At 65.4% G+C, this 12,736-nt stretch carries 13 protein-coding genes; 3 read left to right on the top strand and 10 right to left on the bottom strand.

Annotated elements, in window-relative coordinates:
- Positions 1-27: 27 nt before the first annotated feature.
- From WJT74_RS10210 to WJT74_RS10170, 9 genes are all read right to left on the bottom strand, one after another.
- On the bottom strand, positions 28-387 hold the full coding sequence (locus WJT74_RS10210; protein WP_432215222.1) for a HesB/IscA family protein: 360 nt from the start codon (positions 385-387) through the stop codon (positions 28-30).
- Positions 384-860 (bottom strand): DUF59 domain-containing protein, encoded by a 477-nt coding sequence (locus tag WJT74_RS10205; protein WP_343344432.1) that lies wholly within the window; start codon positions 858-860, stop codon positions 384-386. Before WJT74_RS10205 ends, WJT74_RS10210 begins: the two co-directional genes overlap by 4 nt.
- Positions 857-2,068: a SufS family cysteine desulfurase gene (locus WJT74_RS10200; protein WP_343344429.1), complete on the bottom strand. Its 1,212-nt coding sequence runs from the start codon at positions 2,066-2,068 to the stop codon at positions 857-859. The genes WJT74_RS10205 and WJT74_RS10200 overlap by 4 nt, the downstream gene beginning before the upstream one ends.
- Entirely contained in the window at positions 2,065-2,805 is a 741-nt protein-coding gene (locus WJT74_RS10195) for a SufD family Fe-S cluster assembly protein (protein ID WP_343344426.1), read from the bottom strand. Before WJT74_RS10195 ends, WJT74_RS10200 begins: the two co-directional genes overlap by 4 nt.
- Positions 2,806-3,549, bottom strand: a complete 744-nt coding sequence (sufC, locus tag WJT74_RS10190) for a Fe-S cluster assembly ATPase SufC (RefSeq protein ID WP_343344425.1) — start codon at positions 3,547-3,549, stop codon at positions 2,806-2,808. It abuts the gene before it with no gap.
- Between the two features lie 15 nt (positions 3,550-3,564).
- On the bottom strand, positions 3,565-3,885 hold the full coding sequence (locus WJT74_RS10185) for a hypothetical protein (RefSeq protein WP_343344423.1): 321 nt from the start codon (positions 3,883-3,885) through the stop codon (positions 3,565-3,567).
- Complete coding sequence (sufB, locus tag WJT74_RS10180; RefSeq protein WP_343344420.1) at positions 3,882-5,372, bottom strand: Fe-S cluster assembly protein SufB; 1,491 nt, start codon at positions 5,370-5,372, stop codon at positions 3,882-3,884. Before sufB ends, WJT74_RS10185 begins: the two co-directional genes overlap by 4 nt.
- Positions 5,369-5,764 carry an SUF system Fe-S cluster assembly regulator gene (locus tag WJT74_RS10175; protein WP_343344417.1) on the bottom strand — a complete coding sequence of 132 codons (396 nt, stop codon included), beginning with the start codon at positions 5,762-5,764 and terminating at the stop codon, positions 5,369-5,371. Before WJT74_RS10175 ends, sufB begins: the two co-directional genes overlap by 4 nt.
- A 126-nt stretch (positions 5,765-5,890) precedes the next feature.
- Positions 5,891-7,711, bottom strand: a complete 1,821-nt coding sequence (locus WJT74_RS10170) for a DUF885 domain-containing protein (protein ID WP_343344414.1) — start codon at positions 7,709-7,711, stop codon at positions 5,891-5,893.
- Positions 7,712-7,788: 77 nt separating this feature from the next.
- On the opposite strand from WJT74_RS10170, the gene WJT74_RS10165 reads away from it, so the two are divergent.
- From WJT74_RS10165 to WJT74_RS10155, 3 genes are read left to right on the top strand one after another with little or no spacing between them, the layout of a single operon-like run.
- Entirely contained in the window at positions 7,789-8,823 is a 1,035-nt protein-coding gene (locus WJT74_RS10165) for a quinone-dependent dihydroorotate dehydrogenase (protein ID WP_343348167.1), read from the top strand.
- Positions 8,824-8,833: 10 nt separating this feature from the next.
- A complete protein-coding gene (gene ggt / locus WJT74_RS10160; protein ID WP_343344412.1) occupies positions 8,834-10,546 on the top strand; it encodes a gamma-glutamyltransferase in 1,713 nt (570 codons plus the stop codon).
- The gene (locus tag WJT74_RS10155) at positions 10,543-12,309 is read left to right on the top strand and encodes an AMP-dependent synthetase/ligase (RefSeq protein WP_343344410.1); all 1,767 of its coding nucleotides are present in this window, start codon (positions 10,543-10,545) and stop codon (positions 12,307-12,309) included. The genes ggt and WJT74_RS10155 overlap by 4 nt, the downstream gene beginning before the upstream one ends.
- 13 nt (positions 12,310-12,322) lie before the next feature.
- Here the strand turns inward: WJT74_RS10155 and WJT74_RS10150 are convergent, their stop codons facing one another.
- Positions 12,323-12,727, bottom strand: coding sequence for a DUF6491 family protein (locus WJT74_RS10150; protein WP_343344408.1), 405 nt, complete (start codon positions 12,725-12,727; stop codon positions 12,323-12,325).
- Positions 12,728-12,736: the final 9 nt, after the last annotated feature.

Raw genomic sequence — 12,736 nt, 5'->3', positions numbered from 1 at the left:
AACACGCGCCGTATAGCATGAAAGGGCTCAGACCGTGAAACTCTCGCCGCAGCCGCACGCGCCGGTGGCATTGGGGTTCTCGAACGTGAAGCCAGCGGCGAAATCGTCTTCCTTCCAGTCCATCACGCTTCCGATCAGATAGAGGACGCTCGCCCCGTCGACGTAGAAGGTGCCGCCGGGGGTCTCGATCTTCTCGTCGAATCCGGCTTCCTCGGTGACGTAATCCACCGAATAGGCCAGCCCCGAACAGCCACGGCGCGGCGTCGACAGCTTCACTCCGATGGCATCCTCGGGCGCCCTGGCCATCAGGTCGGCGATGCGCCGTTCGGCCGCAGGCGTCAGCGTGATCGCGGCGGGTTTTTCGCGGGTCTTGGTCTCGGTCATCATAGCATTCCCAGTTCGAGGCGGGCCTCATCGCTCATCTTGCTGGGATCCCACGGCGGGTCCCAGACCAGTTTGACCTCGGCGTCGCGCACGCCCGGCACCGACAGCGTGCGGACCTCCACCTCGCCCGGCATGCTTTCGGCCACGGGGCAGTGCGGCGTGGTCAGCGTCATCAACACGGTGGCATCGCCCTCGTCGGTCACACTGACGTCGTAGATCAGGCCCAAATTGTAGATATCGACCGGAATCTCGGGGTCGTAGATCGACTGCAGCATCTCGACGATCGCGCCCTTCACGTCCTCCGACGGCTCCTCGGCGGGCTTGTCGTCGCCGGCCAGAAACCCTTCAAGATAATCGCGCTTGCGCTCGAGCTTCTGCGAGGCCGTCTCTTCGTCGAGCACCTCGCCCACGCGGGCACGTGGCGGGGTTGGTGCCGCGTCTACTTCCTCGATCTCGATCTTGCGTTCTTCGGTCATCCGAAAATCCGTTTCACTTTCTCTAGTCCCTCGAGCAGCGCAGCGACGTCGTTCATGTCGTTGTGCGCGGCGAAACTGGCGCGGACGGTGGCGGGGACATTCCACCAGTCCATCAGCGGCTGGCAGCAATGATGGCCAGCGCGGACGGCGACGCCCGCATCGTCCAATATGGTGGCGACGTCGTGCGGATGAACCCCCTCGACGTTGAAGCTGACGATCCCCGCGCCGTCGGTGGGTCCGAAAAGCGTGACATCGTTCATCGCCCCCAGTTCCTCGCGGACGAACGCCACCAGTCCCGCTTCGTGCGCGTGAAGGGCGTCGAGCCCGGTTTCCTCTACCCAGTCGCAGGCGGCATGCAGCCCGACCGCGCCGACGATATGCGGCGTTCCCGCTTCGAACCGCGTCGGGGCAGGGCCGTAGGTGGTGCCGTCCTCGAAGCTCACGCGGTCGATCATCGACCCGCCGCCCTGATACGGCGGCATGGCATCGAGGATGTCGGCCCGCGTCCACAACGCGCCGATCCCCGTGGGACCGTAGAGCTTGTGGCCCGAGAAGGCATAGAAATCGCATCCCAGCGCGTCGACATCGATCGCGAGACGCGGTGCGGCCTGACAACCGTCGAGCAGCATCTTGGCACCGACGTCGTGCGCCATGTCGGCGACGACACGTGCGTCGAGGATCGCTCCCGTCACGTTCGACAGATGCGACAGCGCGACCAGCTTGACCCGGTCGTCCAGCTTGGACCGCAGGTCGTCGAGATCGATCCGACCGTCGTCGGTCAGATCGGCGACGCGAATGTCCGCACCGACCCTCTCCGCCAGCATCTGCCACGGGACGATGTTGCTGTGATGCTCGAGCCGCGACAGCAGGATCGCGTCGCCCTCGCCGATGGTTTCGGCCCCCCACGTCGCCGCGACGAGGTTGATCGCCTCGGTCGCCCCGCGCGTGAAGACCAGCTCCTCCGCCTTTCCGCCGACGAACTGCGCGACCGCGTTGCGCGCGGCCTCGTAGGCGCGCGTCATGTTGGCGCTGCGGTCGTACACCCCGCGGTGCACCGTCGCATAATCCGCGCCATAGGCGTTAGCGATCGCGTCGATCACCGCCTGCGGCTTCTGCGCCGTGGCGGCACTGTCGAGGTAATGCCAGTCGCCGACCCCCGGGAACTGGTCGCGCACGTCGAGTGCGTTGAGGGCGGCGGGCGCGTTCACCGCGTCATCTCGCGTAGGCTCTTGCGCGCATGGTCGGCGATGTCGCTCTCCATGCCGAGATCGTCCCACAGTCCGCCCACGAAGCCTTCCAGCAACAGCGCCTGCACTTCCTTCGGCGACAGGCCGCGCGCCTGCGCATAGTAGAGCTGCATCGGGTCCAGTTCGCCGACCGTCGCGCCATGTTCGCATTCGACATCGTCGGCGTAGATTTCCAGTTCGGGCTTCGCATTGGCGGTGGCGGTGCGCGACAGCAGCATCGCCTTCACGTCCTGCTCGCTCTTGGTCCGCTGCGCCTCGCGTGCGACCGCGACCTGGCCGAGATAGGAAGCCGTCGACTTGTCGCCCATCACGCTGCGGACCGTCTGCGCGCTCGTCGCCTCGGGCTCGACATGCCGCACCGTCGTGACCACTTCGAGCGTCGCGCCACCACGACCCAGGTTGGCGATGTCGCACCCGAAATGCGCGCCTTCGTGCAACGTCACGTCAAGCTCGATCCGCCCGTAGCGATCCGCGGCGTTGAGCGCGTAAAGACGCATCTCGGCGCCTTTGTCGATGACGATCTGAGCGCGCTTCACGTCGATCGGATCGCCGCTCGGCATCCAGATTTGCTGCACCTTTTGCTGCGCAGCAATTTCGTGTCGCTCGGGCGCGTCGAGTGTGTCCCAGACCTCGCCCAATGCCGCGATGTCGGCATAGCGAAAGGCTTCGTCGGCCTTGGATGGCAGCGGTGCGTTCATCTAGGCCAGCACCTCGGCATAGCCCTCGTCCTCGAGCTGGTGCGCCAGCTCGGGCCCGCCGGTCTTCACGATCTTGCCGGCCGACAGGACGTGCACCTTGTCGGGTTTCACATAGTCGAGCAGCCGCTGGTAATGGGTGATCAGCAGCACGCCCTTGTCGGGCGCGCGCATGATGCGGTTGATGCCCTCGCCCACGGCCTTCAGCGCGTCGATGTCGAGCCCGCTGTCGGTTTCGTCGAGCACCGCGAAACGCGGCTGCATGATCCCCATCTGGACCATTTCGGCGCGCTTCTTCTCGCCGCCCGAGAAGCCCACGTTGACGGGCCGCTTGAGCATGTCGGCATCAAGCCCGAGTGCGCTCGCCTGTTCCTTGGCGCGCTTGATGAAGTCGGCGCCCGACAATTCTTCCTCGCCGCGCGTGCGGCGCTGGGCGTTCAGACTCTCGCGCAGGAACTGCAGCATCGATACGCCGGGAATCTCGACTGGATACTGGAAGCCGAGGAACAGCCCGTGCGCGGCGCGCTCGTGCGGGTCCATGTCGAGCAGATCCTCGCCGTCGAGGCTCGCGGTGCCGTCGGTGACCTCGTACCCCGGGCGTCCGCCCAGTGCATAGGCAAGTGTGGACTTGCCCGCGCCATTGGGGCCCATGATGGCGTGAATCTCGCCCGCCGGAACGGTGAGGTCCAGGCCTTTGACGATCGGCTTGTCGCCCGCGGCGACGTGAAGTTTTTCAATGGTCAGCATGATGGTCGATGGCGATCAGAGCTCGCCGTACAATCCTTCCAGTTGGCGTTTGGGGCCGGTGCACCCGGCAAGCTCGGCGCGTGCTTCCGCATGCAGCGAGCGAAGTTCGGCCTGAAGCCCGAGCGCGGCTTCGATGTCCTGCTCCGACGGCGTGCCGCCCGCGCGGTCAAGTAGGACCTCGCCGCGGCTGCCCAGTTCCTCGAAGCGGGGAATGTATTTGTCCTCAATCGCGCGGCAGCTGTCCGGATCGGCAGCGGCCTGCGCGGTCGCTCCGCCGTCGGTCTCGCCGCAGCCGCCCAGCGCGAGCAGGGGAAAAAGGAGCGACAGCGACTTCACCCCACGCTCCCCTCGAGGCTGATCGCCAGCAGCTTCTGCGCCTCGACCGCGAACTCCATCGGGAGCTCCTTGAGCACGTCCTTCGCGAACCCGTTGACGATCAGCGCCACCGCCGCCTCTTCGTCGAGACCGCGCGACTGGGCGTAGTACATCTGGTCTTCCGAAATCTTGCTGGTCGTCGCTTCATGCTCGACCTGCGCGGTCGGGTTGCGAACCTCGATATAGGGCACCGTGTGCGCCCCGCACTGGCTGCCGAGCAGCAGACTGTCGCACTGGGTGAAATTGCGGACGTTCTCGGCCTTGGGCATCACCCGCACGAGGCCGCGATAGGTGTTGTCGCTGCGCCCCGCGCTGATGCCCTTGGAGATGATCGTCGAGCGCGAGTTCTTGCCGATATGCACCATCTTGGTGCCGGTGTCGGCCTGCTGGAAATTGTTGGTGAGCGCGACCGAATAGAATTCGCCGACCGTGTCGTCGCCTTTCAGGATGCAGCTCGGATATTTCCAGGTGATCGCGCTGCCGGTCTCGACCTGCGTCCAGCTCACCTTCGACCGGTCGCCCGCGCACAAGGCGCGCTTGGTGACGAAATTGTAGATCCCGCCCTTGCCGTTCTTGTCGCCCGGATACCAGTTCTGGACAGTGGAGTATTTCACCTCCGCATCCTCGTGCGCGTAGATCTCGACCACCGCGGCGTGCAGCTGGTTTTCATCGCGCATCGGCGCGGTGCAGCCTTCCAGATAGCTGACGTAGCTGCCCTTCTCCGCAACGATCAGCGTGCGTTCGAACTGCCCCGTATTCTCCGCGTTGATCCGGAAATAGGTCGACAGCTCCATCGGGCAGCGAACGCCCTCGGGAATGTGGACGAACGTCCCGTCGGAAAAGACCGCGCTGTTGAGACATGCGAAATAATTGTCGCGCTGCGGCACGACCGAGCCGATATACTTCTTCACCAGCTCGGGATGTTCCTTGATCGCCTCGCTGATCGACATGAAGACGACGCCCGCCTTGGTCAGTTCCTCGCGGAACGTCGTGGCGACCGACACGCTGTCGAACACCGCATCGACCGCGACCTTGCGCGCGCCTTCGACGTTGGCGAGTACCTTCTGCTCCTCGATCGGGATGCCGAGCTTCTCGTAGGTGCGGCGGATTTCCGGGTCGAGTTCATCGAGGCTCTCGAGCGTCGGCTTCTTCCTGGGCTCCGCGTAGTAGTAGGCGTCCTGATAGTCGATCTTGGGGATCGTGAGCTTGGCCCAGTCGACCTCCTCCATCTCCAGCCAGGCGCGATACGCCTTCAACCGCCAGTCGAGCATCCACTCGGGCTCGCCCTTCTTGGCGGAAATGAAGCGGACGGTGTCCTCGTTCAGACCCTTGGGCGCGAAATCCTGCTCGATGTCGGTCGAGAAGCCCCACTCGTAATCCTTGTCGAGCGCCTCGCGGGCCTCGGGATTGCGCTGCTCGCGGTCGGTAAGGGTGCGGGTTTCGGTCATTGCGTGAGTTCCTGCAGCGAGACCGCGCCGAGCGCGCCTCGCACTTTCTGTCCGACCAGCCCCATGTGCGGCTTGATCCGGCAATTGGCGTCCAGCGCGCAGTCGGTCGAACCGTCGCTGCACTGGGTCATGGCGATAGGGCCTTCGACGGCCTCGATGATGTCGGCGAGGCTGATGGTCTCGATCGGCCGCGCCAGCGTATAGCCGCCGCCCGCGCCCCGCTGCCCCGCGATGAGGTCCGCCCGTGCCAGCATCTGCATCAGTTTCTGCGCGGTCGCCAGCGGCACGCCCGTCTCCGCCGCCAGCGACGCGGCCGACCAGCGCTGCGACGGCAGGCGAGCGGCGGCGGTCATCATGACCACGGCATAATCGGCAAGATGGGTCAGGCGCATGGGGCTCCGGTGCTCTAATCGGACTGTTTCGTTCCGATTGGCGAGATGGCGACCGGGCGCCCGTTTTTCAACCGATTTCCGCCAGTTGCGAGTCGTTAGCAACTGGCGGCGACGGCGGCGTGCCGATCAATTCTCCATGATCGCATCGGCCATCAGTTTCTCGCGTTCGATGTAGGCGTCGATATTGTCCTCGAGCATGTCGAGCGGCACCGGGCCGGGGACCAGCACGGCGTCGTGGAATTCGCCCCATGCGAAGTCGTCGCCCAGTTCGTCCATCGCCCGCTCGCGCAATTCCGTGATCTTGAGCTTGCCGACCATGTAGGCCGTAGCCTGCCCCGGAAGGACCGCATAACGCTCGATCGCCTTGCGAATGTCGGCCTCGGGGTTGGGCGTGTTTTCCTGCAGATAGGCGATCGCCTCCTCGCGGCTCCACCGTTTGTGGTGCAGCCCCGTGTCGACCACCAGCCGTGCCGCGCGCCACAATTCCATGCCCAGCCGACCGAAGTCCGAATAGGGGTCGGTATAGAAGCCCATGTCCTTGCCCAGCTCTTCCGAATACAGGCCCCAGCCCTCGGTATAGGCGGTCTGCCCGCCGAACCGGCGGAAGGGCGGAAGACCGTCGAGCCCGGTCTGGATCGACCGCTGGAGATGGTGTCCCGGAACCCCCTCGTGATAGGCGAGCGCCTCCAGTTCGTTGAGGCTCATCGCGTCCAGTTCGTAGAGATTGACGTAGTAGGTGCCGGGGCGCGACCCGTCGGGTGCGGGCGACTGGTAGAACGCCTTGCCCGCGCTTTTCTCGCGGAACGCCTCGACCGGTTTGACGCGCAGCGGATCGCCGGGAAGGACCCCGAAATATTCCGGCAGCCGCGGGTTCATCTTGGCATAGACCGCGTCGACCCTGGCCAGATAATCCTCGCGGCTGGCGGCATAGAAACGCGGATCGGTGCGGGTGAATTCGAAGAAATCCTGCAGCGAGCCGTCGAACTCCACCTCGGCCATGATGTCGCGCATCAGTCCGTGGATCCGCTCGACGTTCGCAAGGCCCAGCGCGTGCACCTCGTCGGGCGTCATGTCGCTGTTGGTATAGTTGGCGAGCTGTGCGCGGTAATATTCGGCACCTTTCGGAAGCCGCCATACCCCGTCCTGCGTCGGCGCGTCGGCCTGCTGGCGGACCAGTTCGGTGCGCAGCTGCTGGTAGGCGATCCGCGGCCCCGCGTTCCAGGCACGGTCGGCGCGCGCCTTGAGGTCCGCCTGTTCGGCCGCGGGAAGGTCCAGCGCATCGACCTTCTCGCGGAAGTCCTCGAGCACCGCATTGTCGGTCCCCTGGCTCAGAAGATTGTCGATATCCGCAATCACGTAGGGATAGACCCAATCGGGCGGCGCGATCCCGTCGTCAGCCCGAGCGGTCGACTGCATCATGTAATCCTCGAGCACGCGGGCCATGTCGCCGATCCGCGCTATATAGGCCTCGGCGTGCGCGGGTTCGGACACGCGGTGGATGTTGATCATGAAGGCGGGCAGCCCCGACTGCTGGCCGAACATCTGGTTGAAGATGAACCCGTGGCGGCTGAACGGCTGCAACCGTTCCTGCATCGCGACATTGCGCAGGAACAGATCGTAGCTGATCCGGTCCTGCATGTTGAGCGCGTCGCGGTCGAACTGCGCCTTTATCGCGTTGGCCGTCTCCTGCATCAGCCGCAGTTGTGCCAGATCGCTGGCCTCGCTCACGTCGCCGAAGGTCGAATAATCCTCGTCGATGATCCCGCGATAGCTTTTCGCCATGGGCGACAGCTCGAGCTGTGCCTCGTCATACGCCTCGAACAGCTGCGCCAATCGCGCGTCGGGCGACGTCTCGGCGCTCGCGGTGGTGACGACAGGCGGCGTTTCGGTCGCGGCGCAGGCGGCGGTGCCGGTGGCAAGCGCGATGAGAATTGCGGCTCGGATCATGGACGAAGCTCCTGTTGGGACGAATCACGGTTGCTCGCGACCTTGCCCGCGCCGAAGCGCCCGCGCTAGGGCGGGGAATGATCTATTCGCTGCTGCGGCCACTCGTCTTCCGGCTCGACGCCGAACGCGCCCACCGCGCCACCATCAACGCGCTGAAGGCGCTGCCCGATCGACAAGTGCCGCAATTCGCGTCGGCGCTGGGACAGGATGTCGCAGGGCTGCACTTTCCCAACCCCATCGGCCTTGCCGCAGGGTTCGACAAGAATGCTGAAGTGCACGACGCGATGCTGGGTCTGGGTTTCGGCTTCGTCGAGGTCGGCACCCTCACCCCGCTCGCGCAGGAAGGGAATCCCAAGCCGCGGCTGTTCCGCCTGCCCCACGATCGGGCGGTGATCAACCGCATGGGCTTCAACAACGACGGGCAGGAAGAGGCACGCCATCGCCTGAGCCGGCGCGATGCGCGGCGCGGGATCGTCGGCATCAATATCGGTGCCAACAAGGACAGCGAGGATCGCATCGCCGACTATCGCCGCGGCGTCGTGGCGATGAGCCGCTATGCGGACTATCTGACCGTCAATATCTCCTCGCCCAATACGCCCGGGCTTCGCCAGCTGCAGGATCCCGGTGCGCTGGCGCACCTGCTGGCAACCGTGCGCGGCGCGCGCGGCGCGGGCGGCCCGCCCGTTTTTCTGAAGGTCGCCCCCGATCTCGAGGATGGCGACGCCGCCGCGATCGCCGATGTGGCGATGCGCGAGGGGGTGGATGCGTTGGTCATCTCCAACACCACCATCCATCGTCCCGACGATCTGCGATCACCCATGGCCTACCAAACGGGTGGACTGTCGGGTGCACCCCTCGGTGACCGCGCGATGGCGGCATTACGCGATTTCCGAAGCGCGACGGAAGGTCGCCTGCCACTCATCGCCGCGGGCGGGATCGCGACCGTCGATGATGTCTGGCAGCGGATCCGGGCGGGCGCGAGCCTGGTGCAGATCTACACCGCGCTGGTCTACGAAGGGCCCGGCCTGGCGATGCGGCTGGCGCGCGGATTGGCGCTGCGGCTGGAGGCCGAGGGGATCGACAATATTGCCGACCTCATCGGAAGCGAGTAGCCCAACGGCCATGCCGCGTCTCCTTTTTCCGCTCGCCGCTTTATTGCTCGCCAGCTGTTCCACGCCCGAGCGACCTGCCGTCGCTCCCGCCCCCGTCATCGCCGCCGGCGCCGTGTCGAGCGCCGAACCGCGCGCCACCGCGGCGGGCGAAGCGATGCTGGCGCGCGGCGGAAGCGCCACCGATGCGGCGATCGCGGTCATGCTCGCGCTCACGGTGGTCGAGCCCCAATCGTCGGGCATCGGCGGAGGCGGCTTCATGCTGCACCACGCCGCCAACGGACGGACGACCAGCTATGACGGCCGCGAGACCGCCCCGATGGCGGCGGACGAAAACTGGTTCCTGAACGAGGATGGCGAACCCGTCGGTTTTCGCGAGGTCGTCCCCGGTGGAAAGAGCGTGGGCGTTCCCGGTAACATCGCGCTCGCCGCGATGGTGCACGAGCGGTACGGAAAGCTCGAGTGGGCGGAGCTGTTCGGCCCGGCGATCGAACTGGCGCGGGACGGCTGGCCGATGACCAATCGGCTGCACGGTATGCTCGACGGATCCCCCACCGCGCCGCTGACCGATCGGGCGCGGGCGATCTACTACGACGGCGACACGCCGAAACCCGTGGGCACGCGCCTCGTCAATCCACGCCTTGCCGCGACGCTCGAGCGGATTGCAGAGCTTGGCCCCAACGCCTTCTATTCAGGACGCAACGCCGAGGAAGTGCGCGACGCGGTGGCGATGGCGCAGGTGGCACCCGCACCGATGTCGCTCGCCGACATCGAGGGCTATCGCGCCAAGGAACGCCTGCCCCAGTGCGGGGAGTATCGCGGTCACCGCGTCTGCTCGATGGGTCCGCCGTCCTCGGGTGCGACCACGGTGCTCCAGATCCTCGGTCTGCTCGAGAATTTCGACGTGGCCGCGATGGGCCCGGAGGATCCGGACTTCTGGCATCTGTTCGCCGAAGCCACGCGCCTCGCGTTCGCCGATCGCGGCGCCTACCTCGGCGATCACGATTTCGTGCCGATCCCGACTCCCGGCCTTTACGACACGACCTATCTCGCGACCCGTGCGCAGCGGATCGCAATCGACCGCGCGATGAGCGAGGCGACCGCCGGCTATCCACCCGGCAACGTGGCGACCGCATACGGTCAGGAACCGCGCGAAAGCGGGACCAGCCATTTCGCGATCGCCGACGGTGACGGCAATGTCGTCAGCTATACGTCGACGATCGAAAGCGCGTTCGGATCGGGCCTGTTCGTCGGGGGCTATTACCTCAACAACGAGCTCACGGATTTCAGCTTCGACCCCATCGGCCCCGGCGGCGTCCTGGCGGCCAATCGCGTTCAGCCGGGCAAGCGCCCGCGTTCCTCGATGAGCCCCGCAATCGTCTTCGCCCCCGACGGATCGCCGCTCCTCGGCATCGGCGCGGCGGGCGGAGCCACCATCATCGTTCAGACCGCCAAGAACATCATCGGGGTCGTCGATTTCGGACTGACGGCAGCGGAGGCGATCGCGCTGCCCAATCTCTACGCGCCGGGCGACGATTATGTGATGGTCGAGGAACATCCGGGGGCCGAAGCGCTCGCCGCGAACCTCACCGCCCGGGGGCATCAGGGTGTCCGGGTGATCTCCCCGCGCTTCAAGGCCAACGCCGTCCACCGGATCGACGGTCGATGGGTCGCCGCCTTCGACCCGCGGACCGAAAAGGACGTGAGAGGAGTGCAAGCGCCATGAGCCGCCGAACCCAGCTCGAACATTTCTCCAATCTCGTCACAATGTTCTTCACGCGTGCGCGGGAGAACGGCGACCGGCCCTTCCTGTGGTCGAAGAAGGACGGCGACTGGACCTCGATCACCTGGGCGCAGGCGGCACGGCAGGTCGTGGGTCTTGCACAAGGGCTGCGCGACCTCGGGATCGAGAAGGGCGACCGCGTCATGCTGGTGTCCGAAAATCGTCCCGAATGGCTGATCGCCGATCTCGGCATCATGGCCGCGGGTGCCATCTCGGTGCCGACCTACACCACCAATACGACCCGCGATCACCAGCACATCCTCGGCAATTCCGGCGCGCGGGCGGTGATCGTCTCGACGCAGAAGCTGGCCGAACCGCTCATCCCCGCCGTGCTGTTCGAGAGCCAGTGCCACCACATGATCTCGATCGACGACATCATCACCGGCCAGTCTCCCGACGTCGCACGTTTCCACCATTGGGACGAGATCGTCGCGACCGCCGCCAGCGTCGAGAAGTTCGAGAACGAAGCGGCGAGCGTCGGGCGGCAGGATCTCGCCTGCATCATCTACACGTCGGGCACCGGCGGTGCGCCGCGCGGCGTCATGCAGCATCACGGCATGGTGCTCCACAATGTCGAAGGCTGCGTCGATGTCATCGCCAACGATTTCGGTTGGGACGAGGAAGAGCGCTTTCTGTCGTTCCTGCCCGCCAGCCACGCCTACGAACATACCGGCGGCCAGCATTTCCCCGTCGGACTCGGCGCGCACATCTATTACGCCGAAAGCATCGAGAAGCTGGCGAGCAACATCGAGGAAACGAAGCCCACCATCATGGTGGTCGTCCCGCGCCTGTTCGAGATGCTCCGGTCCCGTATGCTCAAGACGATCGAGAAGGAGGGCGGATTGCCCAAGTTCCTGCTCGACAAGGCGGTGGCGATCGCGACCCGGCGCTACGAAGGCAAATACAGCCCCGGCGACTATCTGATGGACAAGATCATCGGCATGACGCTGCGCAAGAAGGTGCGCGAGAAGTTCGGCGGCCACAACAAGGCGATGGTATCGGGTGGCGCGCCGCTCACCCCCGACGTGGGGCTGTTCTTCCAGGCGATGGGCATCACCTTGCTCCAAGGCTACGGCCAGACCGAAAGCGGCCCCGTCATCAGCTGCAACCGCCCGCGTGCGGGCGTGCGCATGGAAACCGTCGGTCCGCCGCTGAAGAACACCGAAGTGCGCATCGCCGAGGACGGCGAGATCTGCGTGAAGGGCGAACTCGTCATGCAGGGTTACTGGCGCAACAAGTCGGACACCGAGAAGGTGCTCGACAAGGACGGATGGCTCCTCACGGGCGACGTCGGCCATCTCGACGAAAAGGGCCGGATCGTCATCACCGACCGCAAGAAGGACCTGATCGTCCTCGACAAGGGCGACAATGTCGCGCCTCAGCGGGTCGAAGGGCTGCTCACGCTCGAGCCGATCGTCGGGCAGGCGATGGTTTATGGCGACAATCGCCCCTACATCGTCGCGCTGATCGTGCCCGATGTGGAAGCCAGCGCCGGGATGGACGAAGAGCAGATCCGCAAGGCGGTCGGCGCCGCGGTCGATCGGGTCAACAACGACCTGTCGGTCATCGAGAAGGTTCGCCGGTTCGTGATCGCCGACGAACCCTTCACGGTCGACAACGAGATGTTGACGCCGAAGCAGAGCATCCGGCGTCACAAGATCAAGGCGGTGTACGACGAGCGCCTGAGCAAGCTCTACCGGCGCTAGGCGGGCCTACCCCTTAATCAACGCGGCGATAGGGCGTGATCGTGTCGATGCTGCAAGCGCCGCTCTGGATGCCCGTCTGGGTATCCACCGTCTGAATGATATCGACGTCGCAGACGCGTCCCGCGAAGGTGCGGAAGACGAGCGCCTCGCCCAGGCGGTCGAGCGCGGGGCAGCGATCGTCGAAGGTCGTAAGATACTTACGGTTGCCTTCGCGATAGACCACCGTGCGCTCGTCGATCGTGCGGCTGTTGTTGACGAAGCGGATGTCGAGGCAGTTCTCGGGCGCTTCGGCGACATAGCCTTCGAGTTCGCGGTCCAGTTCGGCGCGGTCCTCGGCGGTCATCGCGTAGTCGGCCTCGGGGCCGGTCGCGCAGGCGACGACGAGAAGGGCGGCGGGGAGTGTCAGAAAAGCTTTCATCGGTCTGTT

The sequence above is a fragment of the Sphingomicrobium sp. XHP0239 genome (assembly GCF_039555325.1).
Taxonomy (GTDB): Bacteria; Pseudomonadota; Alphaproteobacteria; order Sphingomonadales; family Sphingomonadaceae; genus Sphingomicrobium; species Sphingomicrobium maritimum.
The sequence above is the reverse complement of the archived record's forward strand: the minus strand, read 5'-3'. Positions and strand labels throughout refer to the sequence as shown.